The sequence below is a fragment of the Paenibacillus pinihumi DSM 23905 = JCM 16419 genome, assembly GCF_000422505.1.
GTDB lineage: Bacteria > Bacillota > Bacilli > Paenibacillales > Paenibacillaceae > Paenibacillus_D > Paenibacillus_D pinihumi.
In genome coordinates this window covers 20,451-34,708 of record NZ_KE383867.1, presented here as the reverse complement: position 1 = coordinate 34,708, position 14,258 = coordinate 20,451, and the positions used below count along the sequence as shown (strand labels likewise).

Sequence of the window (14,258 nt, the reverse complement as noted above, 5' to 3'; positions counted from 1 at the left end):
TATTTTCAAGGTTTTTGCGCCCCCTCAACCAATTTGACCTTATTGCCGTCGGCAAGCGTCATTTGCCCTTTAGTGACGACCTCATCACCGGCCTTGACATCTCCCTTTATAGCGGACAGGACAGATTGTGATTCCAGCACCTCAATCTCTTTCATGACAGCCCGGCCGTCGGCAACAACAAATATGTAGGATTGGCCCATCTTCTCAATAATGGATTCGGTCGGCACCAGCAATGCATCCTTTTGTCGCTCCTGGTCGACTACAAGCTTGGCGATCATCCCGGGCTTGACTTTCTCTTCAGGATTAGCAAACTTCGCTTCCAGCGTGTAGAACCCGCTGTCGCCCGTCTGTGGCGACAGGTAGCTGATCTTGGCCGTGTAGGACTCGCCCAGGTCGGGAATTTCAACCTCAACTTCGTTTTTCGTCTGCAAAATGAGCATCTGGCTTGCGCTGATCTGGGATGTAATCTTGATTGGATCGGTCGATATGATCGAGAACAACGGTGAGCTTGTCGTTACAAACCCGCCCAATTCACCATTCACATTGACGATTTCACCGGCAAACGGGGTCGTAATCGAGGTATTATCCAGTTGGGTGCGGGACTGTCTCAGGCGCAGCTTGGCCTGTTCGATGGAGATTTTGGCCTGGTCCAGTTCCGTATCGCTTGTATGCTCAGAGCGTGCAAGGGCTTTGTAATTACTCTGGGCAATTTCCAGCGCGTATTCATCCAGTTCCACCTGGTCCCGCAGATCATTGCCCTTGACTCCCCCAAGCCGTTGTCCTTTCTTTACCTTATCCCCTTTCTTCACGTCGAGCTGAATCAGCTCCCCCGTCATTTTGGGAAATACATCGACAGCGGTGCTCGGGGCAGCCGTACCAAGCATTTCGTTCTGCAGCGTCAGTGAGCCTTGCTTCACCTTATCCACCTGGACCGGCGTCTGTCTCTCTTCTTGCTGCTCCTGCTCTGTTGCTTCCTCCGGCGCTGGGGTACAGCCCGATAATACAGCAGTCCCGGCAAATGCCGCTGCCAAAAGCATTGCATACATCCTCTTTCCCTTCACTCTTCTCCCACTCCTTCTGATTTGCTGTGCTTATTATGTATGCATTTTGCATCATTCAATTGGATAACGCTGACGGGTGCAACATATAGACGAATAGAATCATATCGTTCTAGCTGTTGTTTATTGAAAGCCGCTGATTGAATGAATGCAAAATGCTCATATATGAATTAAATGTATAGTTGCCAAAAATCATATTGCGCTTAATATGCCGAATACGCTGCTTTTGCAGTTTATACAGCTTGTTCAGCTATTAATGTAGTACGCAGGCAACAGATATGCGTTTCGGATTTATTAGTTTTTCTTATGAAATTTAATCAGGTGCAGAAGAAGGATAGAAGGTGAACGAAAAATATAAAAAGGACCTGCATCCGGGCAGGTCCTCGTTATATAAGTTTCATCTATAATATAGAATGGCTGCGCTTACTGCCTGGGAGATGTTGGGATATCGATATGAGGTATTCATAGAGGCAGTCTGCGGATGATCTGATTAACCGTTAGTTGCCAATTCCGCCGGCAGCGCCGTTATCCGGAGCAGCCGGATCATCCTCCTGCAGACTGCTGTCCGGTTCATCTGTGCCGGAAGTATTGTCGTCCGCTGGCGGTGTGCCTGGTGTTGTCTCCGGGATCGAAGAATCCGGGATTGTATCTGGCTCCGTTGATGTGTCAGGAGTTGTGGATGTGTCAGGTGTCGTTGTGTCCGGAGTTGTCATATCCGGCGTGCCCGGTGCCCCTGTATCTGGCGTCATTCCATCCGGGGTCGTGCCTCCTGGCACTGTATTCTCAGGAGTTCCTGTTCCTGTGCCGTTGGCCGGGTCTGTTGTTGAAGAGCAGCCTGCACCGACTAATAATAAAGCCAGGGAAAGTGAAATCAGAACATGTTTTTTATTGATTTTCATTGGTATTACCTCCGATTTTTTTATTATTGTGCCGTTCAACCTTATGCGGCTTTTCACCTTTCTCTAAAACGACCTCCTGTGCATCCTCTTGCTTGAAGCATGACGTTTAGTTAGCCATACCCGCGCCCCCTTTCGTTGGTACCTAAATTTAAAGCCCGATTCTGAATGGAAGCTTAAAATAAAATAAAAGGAACATTAAATGAGAGTATCCTAACTTTTTACAAATAGACTGCGCGGAATGGAAAACACAGGCAGTCACTGGGATGGGGCGGTTTGATTCATTTAGGAAGGAAGGACAAAATGGAAGCAGATATTGGGAAATTCTCAGAATTGCAATTCGGGGGTTTATGATAAAAAAGTTTTTAGGATTCAGAGTAAAGGATCAGGCTGAAGAGCAAAAAATTAATGCCAAAATGCAGGAGCAGCATGAAAGAAAAGATTGAAGACCCAGAATTAACAGTTGAGGACCCAGAATTAAAAATTAAATTGCAGGATCAAGGATGAAAAGATAGTGGAGCGAAGCTGGACGCTATGGATCTATGAATCGCAGAGTGCACACCAGCTTTATATAGAAACAAAACTCCCTGGACTGATTGATAGTCCGGGAGTTGTCAATCTTTCACCTGAAAGGCAATGTAAGCTGGTAGCCAATGTAGAAGAACAGCTCCCGGAGAAAGAAAGGCGCGCGTGTGCGGAAGCTTTGATACATGGTTGTCGGTGTAGGTGAAGAGACAGCATCCATGCCGAGATGCTCCGCAATTGCCATTGACCGTTTCATATGGAGCGGGTCACTGACAATAATGAACGTATTTAGTCCCTCCGTAGCTGCTGCCGCTTGTGCATAACGCAGATTTTCCTCTGTAATGGCAGACTTTGTCTCGATCAAAATATCCTGCTCCGGGACTTGCTGCTGCATCGCCATAGCTTTAGCTGCATCCGACTCTGCCACAGTGGCCCCTTCCCCTTTGCCACCGGTGAAAATCAGCTTGTCTGCATAGCCCTCCTTATACAGCCATATCGCATGCCGGATTCTTTCCCTAAAAACGGGTGAAGGCTCTCCACTCTCCAGAACGGCTGCACCGAGAACAACCGCAGCATCGCGGTGAACAAGTTCATTTTGACTGCTGAACGACAGGATTTGGTATCCGGCGTACAGGATATAAAAGGTAAGAATTGCACCCAAGACCAGAAATAATTTTAGCCCATATTTTCGTTTCATCGGGTCCCTCCTATTTTGGTCGATATGGTTGCATGGAGAATATGCCTCTATAGCAAAACGGTGGAGAAGCAGGATCAAAATAATTCGAATTCATTGGCAGGTCATGCGTTCAAGAAGTGAATGGACAAATTTAGGAAAATGCTCTTACAACTATACCACATGCTTTTGGTAGCTTGATATTTGTCTGGCAGGGACCTGAATTTAGAAGGGTCATATAGGTCCTATGTAGGATAGGCTATGGATGGATGACACAAAGATTAGAATATTATAATATTTGGGCGTAGGCCCGCTTCAGCCAAAGGTGCGCGGATATCTGCCAGGATTTCTTGCACGCCATGTAACACCTGGGATGATACAAATGGAGAATCATTTGAATTCATAGGGGTCATCGTTTCATTACAGAAGATAAAAAGTCAATACCTCAGCCGATGAGGAAAACGAAGGAATGTGAAATTATGAAAAAGAAAATCGCAATCACCCTGATGGCATCCTTCTGCTTTGCAGGGGTCGTGCATGCGGCAGGACTATGGGGAACGTATAAAGGAAACGATATTATAAAACTGACCGTAGATGGTGCAAATGTAAAGGTGACGGACGTGCCTGCCGTTAACCTCAATGGGCGGACGATGATTCCCATCTATCTGCTGAACCAGGCTGGAGTAAGCTACTCGTATGATGCGAAAAAACAGACGGTTGATGTGAAGAGCAAAGCCGGCAGCGGCAGCAGCCAGTCCGGTTCCAGCTTGAAAGCAATGAAGGAAATCAATAAGCTGGGCGGAAACGGCGTTTCTCTTTTCGAACAGGATGGCAAATCCTATGCTTTTACTTATGTGGAAGATGAAGAGAAGTTGACGGACGCTCAACTGGATAAAGTATTCCGGCAGTTGCTTAACTATGGCACTGAATTGCTGACGATCTCCTATGATCAATATGATGAAAAAGAAGACGAGGACTACGCAGTCGATGTTAGCATCCCGGCTAAAGATTACAGAGATTACGTGAATGGCAAGTTGAGTGCGGATGACATTAATAAGCGGTTTATTGTAGAGACTTACTAAGGAAGAACATATAGAGAAAGAGACAGTGGACAAGCTTTAGAAAAAATCAGTAGAGTTTGAAGCATTTGAGATTACTGTTGCTCAGTTTGCTGAAGCCGGCAATAGTTTTACGGGTACGAAATTATACAGCTAGTTATAAAGGTTACTAATCGTTTAAAAGAGAGACCCCCGACGCTGTAAGCGAGCTGTGACCGTAGTACGGTACTTTTTAATAAGTGTCCGTCCTGCGTGCCGCAGTCCCCGGTTACAGTACAGATCGGGGGTCTTTATTATATCAATTACGGCTTGCAATGTGGCTGAAGCCCGCTTGACCGCAAGTAAGTGACTGAAGCAGGTGAATGATGAGTAATCACGATTAATCGTATTTTGCTCAAAGTAAAGGAGCCTTCAGTGCATTATACTCGAGCACAGCTTTTTCGATAGCGGAGCGAATTTCCGGCTGGCTCAGTTCAATGCCCTGCTCCTTCAGGCGGGTACTCAGATAGCCATACGCGGCTTCCAGCTTTTTAGGGCCCTCCAGTTCCTTGAAGACTGTCTCTGCGAAAGAAAAAGCTTCTCCCGCTAGCACATGGAGAAGTTCTCTTTGTTCATTGCTCGTACGGCTTTCCAGCCAAACCAGCACTCTCTTTCGTGCTTCCAGCACGGCTGCGGTAGCTACGGTCGCAAATAATGACAGTAAAGTCAGCACGATCGTTTGAAGATAGGGTTGAAAAACAGTATTCATTCTTGCTTCACCTCCCGGTTTAATAGTCTCGTTAAGATAACCGCCAATTCCCCTCTGGTGACGCGCTCATCCGGCTTGAACGTTCCGTCTGGATAACCGGACATTAGGCCAATTTCAGACGAAGATATCCGTTGAATCGCGGATTCATACCAGCTTCCTGCATTTACGTCTGAAAATTCAGTTTTTTTAGACGAATTGTCTGGATTTGGAACAGGATTCTGTGGAATCTGTGTTGCGGGTTTATCCGGGATGTTGAATTCTGGTTGAGAAGGAACATGGAAATTGCAGGCTTTGGCTATTCCTGAGACAATGGCAGTTGCGCATTTCCGGCGGTATGCGTCCGATTTTAGTAATTCCGCTTCTTGCTGATTCGTCATAAAGCCGCATTCAAGCAGCACGGAAGGCATTTTGCTTTCGCGTACCATGTGAAAGTTGGCTATCTTGACTCCCCGGTCGCGCAGACCGGTAGAAGCGATTAAGGCAGACTGGATGGTTTGGGCAAGCCTGGTGGAAGCAGCAGAGGGGACCGAGTACGTAAACGTCTCGATCCCCTCTGCGTTGCTCCAGCCATCCCCGCTGGCATTCGCATGGATGGACACCAGCAGGTCTGCTCCCCAGCTATTGGCCCGGTCCGTCCGCTCCTTGAGCGGCACATCCCGGCTGCCGTCTGCAGCGTGCGTGAATAGCGTCTGCACGCCAGGGCATTGCGCGAGCAGTTCAGCGGCGTACCTGGCCACCGCGCTGTTGAACTGGAACTCGCGCATGCTGCCGTCAGGCGTGCGCTTGCCCGGTGTGTCGGGGCCGTGCCCGGCGTCCAGGGCGATTTTCAAATGATTGATACTATCGTCTCCTTTTTTATAAACTAGAATTAATTTCAATACCTCCCCTCTAAAGAAACTTCGATTACACGAAGTCTTCCGTATTTTTTTTTGTGATCTCATCTCGCTGTTGTGGAGTAATCCATGATTTAATAACCGCGTTATTTAAGTGAATTTCTGTTAACTTTCCCTCTTCCCATAATCGTTTAAGATTCTCAAACATTTTGTTTACCTCCTTCCAATACATCCAAAATTAATGAATCAATAATTGCTTGTTGTGTTGCAAACTGCTGCTCAATTTGTTCATCTTTTGTGAGCTTTCTATTATACTCCTCAAACCACTGTTCTTTCGTTTGAGGGTTCACACAATATATATAACCTTTCCCAGTCTTCGGCTCAGGGAAATCAATTTCTGAATCTACAACTACACCTGTTGCTATATCAATAGAATTGTTCTCAACTGCATCTAAATTATAAATGGTTTGAACTATCATTTTCTCTTCATTTATAATTTGTCCTTTAAGTAGCTTTGTCATTTGTAATTTCTCCTTAACTATTTATTTTATAGTAATCGATTGGTTTCATTTTGCTAACGCTTTTATTTCCACTGTGATTAGAAAATGACTGAACTATATTATTATCTTTATCTAGTGCCATTCCACCTATTGAGGCATTTTCTCGAATCGTATATATTTCATTTCCTATTGAATCAAATTTAATAAAATATCTTAAACCATCAGAGGTAGAAGAATTCATACCGCAATATATATTACCTGTAGTATCTACTACAGTTTTCTTTACTAAAACCAAAGATTTAGTCCATATCACTGTTCCAGATGGACTTATTTTTCTAAAAGGGTCAAGACTACTAAAGGAAAAAACCCCACAATATGCATTTCCCTCCGTATCAGTAGCCACAGAAGCTCCCATCTTTCCACCTCCAGCATCAAATGACCATACCAACGATCCATTGGAGGTATATTTTTTGAATGATCCAAAGTTAGCCTGCTGTGCTATAAATACATTCCCAAAAGAATCTATTGCAACTTGCCCGCCATGTGTGGTTTCATATTTGGACCATAATTCAGTTCCTGATGAGTTCAATTTCTGAAGTGTCTTTCCTCCACTGGTTTTTAAATTGTAACTACAATACACATTTTCAGAGGCATCTACTACAACTTTATATCCCTTTGGTATAAGTGAATTTGACCAAACTTCATCCCCTGACGGGTTCAATTTTCGCAATGTCTTTCCAGAATCTAGATTATGCGTACTATATACGTAACCAGACGCTGCTACACTTATACCATATGCTTCAGGTACATCGATATTGGACCAAATCTCAACTCCATTTGAGTTCATTTTAGTGATCCTTCCAGACGATCCGGAATATGCAACATAAATATTACCGGACAAATCCAGAGCCATATCTTCCGATTTGAGAGTCCCTGTATTAGACCATAATTCGATCGCACTCTCTCCTGTTTTTATTAAATTTGCAGAATTAATCGTATCTCCTATATAGTAATCACCTCCTTCACCCTGTAATATAAAAGCCGTTCCATTATATACAAGCGAGTATACGGAGCTAGGCTTTAGATTACCTAATGACAATGTACTTCCATTTCCCTTTAGAATAGACTTTGAACCTAGCCCATTAACATTAATTGTGGCAGTTCCAGTATTGGCAACATGAATTTTGACTGTAATACGCAGTCCCTCTACTAACCCCATTGGTGCAGGATTCAGTGACAATGTGTAAGCCGACCCTGTACCCGCTGTAGTTCCATACCCATTACGGTTAGCACTAAGTTGCTTATCCTCCGCTGACATTAATCCATTAGCTGATATCGTAGCAACAGTTGTACCTGCCTTACCGTTCCAGGTTGATTTCTCTGTATCCGTCACGAAGCGATTATTAGAATCTTGGACAATAATTGTAGCTGGATGTGTCGATGGATGCGTATAGTTATTTGCCCCAGCAGCGATTCCAGAAAGTTTAGTACGCTCTACATCTGTCATAAAACGATTGCTGGCATCCTGCGTAATAATAGAAGCCGGATGCGTCGCCGGATGCGTATAGTTATTCGCTCCAGCAGCAATTCCTGACAACTTTGTCCGCTCTGCATCTGTCATAAAGCGGTTGTTGGCATCCTGAGCAATAATCGAAGCCGGATGTGTTGCCGGATGTGTATAGTTATTGGCTCCCGCCTGAATGCCATCCAACTTCCCTTTATCGGCCGCACTCATAAAGCCGTCCACACTTGGAGTGGCATTGGCATGAGCAGCGCCGCCAGCACCGACATGGGAAGACGACGCTGCATCTGTTATTCCGTACCCGCTCAACGTAGTTGGCTTGGCACTCACTTCAGAAAAGGCCACATTCCCCCAAGCCGCGCTGCCTGCTGTGCTCCCAGCCTTCAGCACTTTTCCATTGTTCCCCGTCCCCGTAGCCGGGACATGAAGATTTCCGTCACCTGTCGGATGCGTATAATTATTGGCCCCAGCAGCGATTCCATTCAGTTTTACCTTATCTGCCGCAGACATCCTGCCGGGTACTGTGGTGCTGGCAAGCTTCGTAACTTCAGTATCCAGCGTATCCATATTACTGTTCAGATCGGCAATATCGACAATATCTGTACCGTCAGGCTTTTTAAGACCCAGATTTCCTGTTGTTTTCATACACTCACTCTCCCTCGTAAACTCGTAGCTCATTCCATGTTTTGCTTCTGGCCTGGTTCCAGATCAATGATTTCAGAGTCTCCCACCAGGTATAGGTATATTTGAAGGAGTATGTCAAATGCGCTGGCTTAATATCCTCTAACAATTGAATAAAGCCCGGCATATTGAGCGGAACCCCCATCACACCGACAAATTGAATCTCAAAGTGGTACTCCCCCGGTGTCTCGGTAATCTCAACTTCACCACCGGAAAAAGCCGCCGCTGCTTGCATAATCATGGCTTTAGTTGTTGTGCCTGATCCCCGCAGCTTGGCAAGCAGCATCTCCCGTCTTCTTTCATATGCTTTGGAAGGATCTACCGGAAGCCCAAGCTCTCTTTCCCAGCGTTCCAATCCCCAAGTCGCAGACTGGATAAATCGCTGATTAAGCACATCCTTCATACAGAATTGCTGCAGTTCCAATTCCATGCCAAGCTGTTTTTGCAGCTCTTCCATTTCTTTTACATCTATATAATAGGGGGGCAGGTAAGCCATCAGATCCACTTTATCGAGATCAGGACCTCCATTATCTTTTAAATCCTGTCCAAATAATGCCTGGCCATATATTCCTGTACCATATGCCATCCTCTAACCCCCCTTCAGCTGATTCCAGGTGATCGTTCCCTTTGTCAGATAGCTGGCAGGGTTCAGGTTGCCCGCATGCCAGATTTTTTGTCCGGCTACCTCTGCATCCGCGGGCATCTGGACAACAGCCTTGGGGTGAACCGTAGTATCTGTTGTATACACCGTCGACAGGGTTACATTGTTGAAAAGATCAGGGGCATTCGTGTTAATACTCATCACCTTGCCAAAGACATGAATCGTGTTAGCCGCACTCGTACGGGAGACCACGGTTACCTTGTACCTTCCGTCTGTGCTGTCATTCCATAAATCAGATATGGCAAACAGATCGGAAATTAAAGGGTCTGCATTTAAATAATAAGCATCCTGGCTGCGGATCGTTCGGTTCGTCTGATTGGTATGAGTTGCAATTCTCTTGGTCATTCGCCCGGCACCATTTGCATAAGACCAGGAACTGATAATATCAATTTCAAACCACCCGGCAAAATCTGCAGTCATAGCCGGGAATACCAGGTTAAATTTCTGATTCGCCACCCCATTGGCGAAAGATATCCCGCCCACATACGTCTCCAAATACCGATTGTCCAATTTCAATGCCGGTACCTGAAGCGTTCCGCTTGCAGTATCTCCTGCTTTATTGAGGGGCGTGTAGCCCAGGTTATTTTGCTTGCCATTCCATGCTGATTTCTCCGTATCGGATACAAAGCGCTTCGCAGCGGATTCGGTTACCTCTGCTGCAGGATGAGTATGTGCAGTTGGAGGGAAAGCAGAAGGCTTGCCCGTTACCCCGCTCCAAGCAATACTGTCGGCCGTTTCCGCTTTGTCCACCTTGCCATTGTTATTCGTATCATAGATAGATTTGAGCATGTCACCACTAATTTCGGGTGCCGCCATTAGCACATTACCCGTTGATGTCCCGATATACAGCTTTTGGGTGTCTGTACAGTATCCCAGTTCTCCAACTGCGAGCGTGCCAATATCCTTTTCCAATCCCCGGCGGATCTGTATTAAGGCTTTTCTGGCCATTTAGTTCTCACCTCCTAAAACGTACCGCCATCTACTACAGCTACCGTTAGCCGGTTGCCATTTGCAGAATCGTACACTAGACTGTCCTGGTCAATATTGGCTTCAATGCCGGTGCCATTGACAACAATTCCTTTTCCGGCTCTGGCACTCACGGCCGTGGCTGACACCGTAATCCCATTGCCACCTCCAACCGCCAGCGTGACTGTGTCTCCCTGCCCGCCGCCTGTCAGCCCGTTTCCAGCGGTAATCGTCTGGTTGGCCTCACCCGACCTTACCCAGGCTGATCCATTGAAGACGTAGTTTTTATTTTCATCATGGATGTAGACACTCCAGCCTTGCTTGGGCTCGTAATAAACCCATCCGGTCCCCGACCAGTGTGCGATCTGGGTGGCCTTCCCTGACCAGGCTCCTGTAGCAAAGGAAGGAATAATCCACCGGAAGCCCGCTTGAGGCGAAGACGGCGGAGCCGTAATAGCGCGGGAGCCTACACTATCTTGCCAGTCTAGGCCGCGCACGGCATTGCTGATCTCGGTATTCGTTTTTTGCGAGGACCATAATGATGTGGCAGTTACAGCGGTATCGTTAATTTGACGGTGCCTGGAGGCATCATCAATATGCGTTTTAATTTCTGCAGCGGTTTTGGTGTTTGTGCCGTCTGAAACCTTGTTAACACTGCCAGCCGTAATGTCCGCTTTTTTAACCTTTGCGAAATTGGCCCCATCTGCAATATCATCGATTGTACCTGTCAAATCAGTCAGCTTTTGAGCATTCACACGTCTCCAGGCTGTTCCATCATCGATATATAGATAGCCCATGTTGTTAGCACTCGTAACATAGTACATGCGCCCGGGCACTCCGCTGTTTGGGCGGCTAGCTTCTGTCCCCGACATTGCGCGGCCCGCCAAAATGTTTTCCGAACCGTCACCAACGAAAATTTCCTTTGTATCCGTACAAAAGCCCAGCTCGCCTGCGGATAATTTACCGTAAGCATCAAGCTGGGCTTTTGTACCTCTTTTAATTCTTATCGTTTGAGCCATCTTCTCTCTCCTTTCACTTTACAAAATAACCGCCGTCTACCAGACCGTTAATTTTGTAATCCTGAAGATCCGCTTGCGTCCGGACCATGCTATCCTGCAGCGTATTAATGTGAGAAGCATCCACCTGATCCCCTGCTGTCTCATACGTGACATAGACCGGGGAAACCGAAGAAAATATTTTAATCATCAGTCTCCATGGCGCTTCGCTAGGTGTCGTCAGCAATACCTGATCTACTTTTTTCCCTGTTAATTCCTTGCCCGTATAGCATTGAATGCTCTCCTTGCGAACGTTGCTGTGCGAGAGATAGCCCTCATAAACACCCTTTACAAGCTCAACCTCTTCCTCTACTACATACATGCCGCCATCCGGCTTCTTATTGAGCTTTTCTGTAAATTGATCCGGCTTCTCGAGAATAGCCATTGTCTCACACCCCCAAGCTAATCAAATCGACGACAGGGACTTCTTCATCTCCCAATGTTACATTTGCGCTTTGTCCATTGAGTTTGAGTTCACTATAATCGGCAACACCAGGAACATCCAGCAGGATCGTTCCAATCTTGGCGAGGCTGACGTAGTTTTGATTAAAAGCCACTTTCTGAAAATGGAGATTCAACGCACTTGTGAAGGCGTCGACCACATTTTGCAGGGTGTGCCCCTGGGACAGCTTTACTACACCCGCCACCGCCACTTTTTTGCCAGCAGCCGGACTTACCGTAACATTCGCCCCAATCGGACGCAACTGTTCAATGTGATCCCTCACTTTGTATACCAGTTCTGTGGTTGGCGGTTTTTTCTCCGCATCCACTAAGACTACCTTTACAGTTCCCGGACCATTCCATAGCGGATTCACCTTAACCGCTCCAACTCCGGATACCTCCAGCGCCCAATTCTTGTAATCCGACACATTCCCTCCGGATGAAGGCGTCTGCACTCTCGCCAAATACCTTGCCCGTAGCGCTTCATCGCTCTCCGCTTCTGCACCGGGAATTAAAATCTCGGCAAGCTCTGCCCTGGCCAGCCCCTGGACATAGTCGATGGGGAGCAAATTTCCATAACTTTGATTGCCAAGTACACCTGCCACCTCGCATTCGACCGTGTACTCCCCTTTTTCCAGGCGTTTAATAACCTTAAAATTCACATTGCCCGCTGAATATCGCGTAAGTAGCGGGATATCCATACGGGCATTTTGGTCATCATAAAAAACCGCCCGGCGCTGCGTTGGAACAGCCGGCCTGCGGTAAAGGCCGAAATCGAATGCCCGCCGTTCCAGAAATTCACCCGAAGCCGTGTCTGCAAAAGAGAGATTCAAATTGACATCCAGCTCCATATACATTTGGGCCAACTCCGCTGCCGCGGGAGCCAGGGCATCATAAATGATACTTCCTTCCCGCTTGTCCAGTGAGGATGGAACTCTCGCCAGCATCCGGTCCAGCACATATTCAAACGTATTTGTTTCGTACATTAATTCACCTCCTGTAATACGGAAAAGTGCCCTGCCGTGGATACTACCGTAAACTCGACAAGTGCGCTTTCTCCTTCTCTTTGTACTCTCAAATCCTCAATGGCTTGAATTCGCTCATCCTGAAGCAAAGCCTCGTTGATCCAGCGTTCGATTTCTGTATCTACAGCGTTCACTTTTATCTCGCAGCCGTAGTTATTGGTGTAGATTAAGTGGACAAATCGTTCTGTTTGAAGCACTTTATATACAGCTTGTTGGACAGCATCCAGGTTATCGATTACACCTGATATTCGATGACTAGCCATATCCAATTTATAGGTTCTGCTCGGTTGCTCACTTTGATCGAAAACTATGCTTGATGATGTTATTGCACCATTAGGCAGCATGTTTAAGTCACCACCCGATCAAGGACAAGATAACTCTGACCACCCTGAACCCGGATTAACACAACTCTATCACCTGGCTCAAGTCCTTTACGAATAACGTACTCCTCATTCCCAATCAAAATCTTTGATTCCGAAAGGGACTCAGGCACTACCAAAAATGCACTGTGGAGCTTTAACCTTTGATCCACGTTAATTTCTAATGGATTGCCTTGGATTACTGACCCGTATACGATTGTGACAGGATTTTGTGCATCCACAGCCCCAGTGCCAATTTGTTTAATTATATCTACGAGACCCACTACCCAAACACCACCAATTCAAGAGACATTGTATGTTCATCACCATTAAAATTGTGTGTACATTCATTCACAACAAAACGGCCTTTAATACCCTTTTCTTCTATAATCAAATAGATAGAGTTACCTGCACGAATTCGTGAATCTCCTAATGCATCCAGTGACATCGAACGGCTTTCCCTATTTTTTAACTTAAGCAGGTTATTCAATGAAGTATTAATTTGAGCAATATTCATTTTTTCATCAACGCTTTGATAATATTGCAGCCGTCCCCATTTGGCGATTGTAGAACTATCCTGATTAATGAAGATTTCTCTTTTCCCTGTTTCCTTATTATCTTTATAAAGTTTGATCCTGTTATAAGTTTCATTATCAATTGAAGTTTTACTTTTATAAGCATACAACAGGCTTTTATCGCCAATGACAACATCCAATATCATGTCCATAATATGCTGAAGGGTCAATTTTCCAAAATCATCATAGAAAACATAGAGATCCGAAGTAGCCATCATCGTATCATCAAGAATTTTGCAAATAATATCCAAAATTCTTTTGTTGTCCTCAAGAAATTTAGGGATAACATGTTTTGTATCCGTGAAAAATCCTACTGTGAGCTCATTGTCCTCTATAATTTTTTTTATCATTTGAGTAGCCGTCAAGTTAACAAAGCCATAAGTCTCATTTCCCATTAAGTAACGAATTTGATCATATGCAATAACCCGAACAGCATCCTCATCATCCTCATCAATTGAAAAAATATAGCCGTAAAACAAATTAGCCTCATCTTTCTTAAAACGAATAACATCCCCGCAAGCATATTTAAAATCATGATGGGCAAAAGGAGAATTTTTTAGGAATGTCATCTCCAGACTTGAAGCTTTCCCTACACGACTCGTTTTATATTTGACATTAGTTACAATTCGTGAGATATCCCATAATACCCCGTCCCGGTTATCAAGAATTAACTCAAACATAC

18 protein-coding genes are annotated in these 14,258 nt (G+C 45.6%); 2 read left to right on the top strand and 16 right to left on the bottom strand.

Going from position 1 to position 14,258, the window contains the following annotated elements:
• Positions 1-5: 5 nt before the first annotated feature.
• Together H583_RS0126130 and H583_RS34380 are read right to left on the bottom strand one after the other, a co-directional pair.
• The gene (locus H583_RS0126130) at positions 6-1,061 is read right to left on the bottom strand and encodes an efflux RND transporter periplasmic adaptor subunit (RefSeq protein ID WP_028563061.1); all 1,056 of its coding nucleotides are present in this window, start codon (positions 1,059-1,061) and stop codon (positions 6-8) included.
• A 494-nt stretch (positions 1,062-1,555) separates the two neighbouring features.
• Positions 1,556-1,957: a hypothetical protein gene (locus H583_RS34380; RefSeq protein ID WP_051237043.1), complete on the bottom strand. Its 402-nt coding sequence runs from the start codon at positions 1,955-1,957 to the stop codon at positions 1,556-1,558.
• Between the two features lie 263 nt (positions 1,958-2,220).
• On the opposite strand from H583_RS34380, the gene H583_RS0126120 reads away from it, so the two are divergent.
• Positions 2,221-2,400 (top strand): hypothetical protein, encoded by a 180-nt coding sequence (locus tag H583_RS0126120; protein ID WP_028563060.1) that lies wholly within the window; start codon positions 2,221-2,223, stop codon positions 2,398-2,400.
• Between the two features lie 176 nt (positions 2,401-2,576).
• On the opposite strand, the gene H583_RS0126115 is transcribed toward H583_RS0126120, so the two are convergent.
• Positions 2,577-3,176 carry a YdcF family protein gene (locus H583_RS0126115; RefSeq protein WP_051237041.1) on the bottom strand — a complete coding sequence of 200 codons (600 nt, stop codon included), beginning with the start codon at positions 3,174-3,176 and terminating at the stop codon, positions 2,577-2,579.
• Positions 3,177-3,631: 455 nt separating this feature from the next.
• Between H583_RS0126115 and H583_RS35690 the strand changes: the two genes are divergently transcribed.
• The gene (locus H583_RS35690; protein ID WP_028563058.1) at positions 3,632-4,234 is read left to right on the top strand and encodes a stalk domain-containing protein; all 603 of its coding nucleotides are present in this window, start codon (positions 3,632-3,634) and stop codon (positions 4,232-4,234) included.
• A 370-nt stretch (positions 4,235-4,604) separates the two neighbouring features.
• Here the strand turns inward: H583_RS35690 and H583_RS34370 are convergent, their stop codons facing one another.
• The 13 genes from H583_RS34370 to H583_RS0126045 are packed head-to-tail and all read right to left on the bottom strand — an operon-like array spanning position 4,605 to position 14,256.
• On the bottom strand, positions 4,605-4,958 hold the full coding sequence (locus H583_RS34370) for a phage holin, LLH family (protein ID WP_051237039.1): 354 nt from the start codon (positions 4,956-4,958) through the stop codon (positions 4,605-4,607).
• On the bottom strand, positions 4,955-5,836 hold the full coding sequence (locus H583_RS37080) for an N-acetylmuramoyl-L-alanine amidase (protein WP_161631221.1): 882 nt from the start codon (positions 5,834-5,836) through the stop codon (positions 4,955-4,957). Before H583_RS37080 ends, H583_RS34370 begins: the two co-directional genes overlap by 4 nt.
• 25 nt (positions 5,837-5,861) lie before the next feature.
• A complete protein-coding gene (locus H583_RS36850) occupies positions 5,862-5,999 on the bottom strand; it encodes an XkdX family protein (protein WP_154665999.1) in 138 nt (45 codons plus the stop codon).
• The gene (locus H583_RS0126090; protein WP_028563057.1) at positions 5,992-6,312 is read right to left on the bottom strand and encodes a hypothetical protein; all 321 of its coding nucleotides are present in this window, start codon (positions 6,310-6,312) and stop codon (positions 5,992-5,994) included. Before H583_RS0126090 ends, H583_RS36850 begins: the two co-directional genes overlap by 8 nt.
• A gap of 13 nt (positions 6,313-6,325) precedes the next feature.
• Positions 6,326-8,458 carry an NHL repeat-containing protein gene (locus H583_RS37385; RefSeq protein WP_028563056.1) on the bottom strand — a complete coding sequence of 711 codons (2,133 nt, stop codon included), beginning with the start codon at positions 8,456-8,458 and terminating at the stop codon, positions 6,326-6,328.
• A gap of 4 nt (positions 8,459-8,462) precedes the next feature.
• Positions 8,463-9,080 (bottom strand): YmfQ family protein, encoded by a 618-nt coding sequence (locus tag H583_RS0126080; RefSeq protein ID WP_028563055.1) that lies wholly within the window; start codon positions 9,078-9,080, stop codon positions 8,463-8,465.
• 3 nt (positions 9,081-9,083) lie between these two features.
• Positions 9,084-10,103 (bottom strand): hyaluronate lyase N-terminal domain-containing protein, encoded by a 1,020-nt coding sequence (locus tag H583_RS37075; protein ID WP_161631220.1) that lies wholly within the window; start codon positions 10,101-10,103, stop codon positions 9,084-9,086.
• Between the two features lie 14 nt (positions 10,104-10,117).
• Positions 10,118-11,140 (bottom strand): DUF2793 domain-containing protein, encoded by a 1,023-nt coding sequence (locus H583_RS0126070; protein WP_028563054.1) that lies wholly within the window; start codon positions 11,138-11,140, stop codon positions 10,118-10,120.
• A 13-nt stretch (positions 11,141-11,153) separates the two neighbouring features.
• Positions 11,154-11,561 (bottom strand): hypothetical protein, encoded by a 408-nt coding sequence (locus tag H583_RS0126065; protein WP_028563053.1) that lies wholly within the window; start codon positions 11,559-11,561, stop codon positions 11,154-11,156.
• Between the two features lie 4 nt (positions 11,562-11,565).
• Positions 11,566-12,603, bottom strand: coding sequence for a baseplate J/gp47 family protein (locus tag H583_RS0126060; protein ID WP_028563052.1), 1,038 nt, complete (start codon positions 12,601-12,603; stop codon positions 11,566-11,568).
• Positions 12,603-12,986 (bottom strand): DUF2634 domain-containing protein, encoded by a 384-nt coding sequence (locus tag H583_RS0126055; protein ID WP_028563051.1) that lies wholly within the window; start codon positions 12,984-12,986, stop codon positions 12,603-12,605. The genes H583_RS0126060 and H583_RS0126055 overlap by 1 nt, the downstream gene beginning before the upstream one ends.
• Before the next feature lie 2 nt (positions 12,987-12,988).
• Positions 12,989-13,285 (bottom strand): DUF2577 domain-containing protein, encoded by a 297-nt coding sequence (locus H583_RS0126050; protein WP_028563050.1) that lies wholly within the window; start codon positions 13,283-13,285, stop codon positions 12,989-12,991.
• Complete coding sequence (locus tag H583_RS0126045; RefSeq protein WP_028563049.1) at positions 13,285-14,256, bottom strand: XkdQ/YqbQ family protein; 972 nt, start codon at positions 14,254-14,256, stop codon at positions 13,285-13,287. Before H583_RS0126045 ends, H583_RS0126050 begins: the two co-directional genes overlap by 1 nt.
• Between the last annotated feature and the right edge of the window lie 2 nt (positions 14,257-14,258).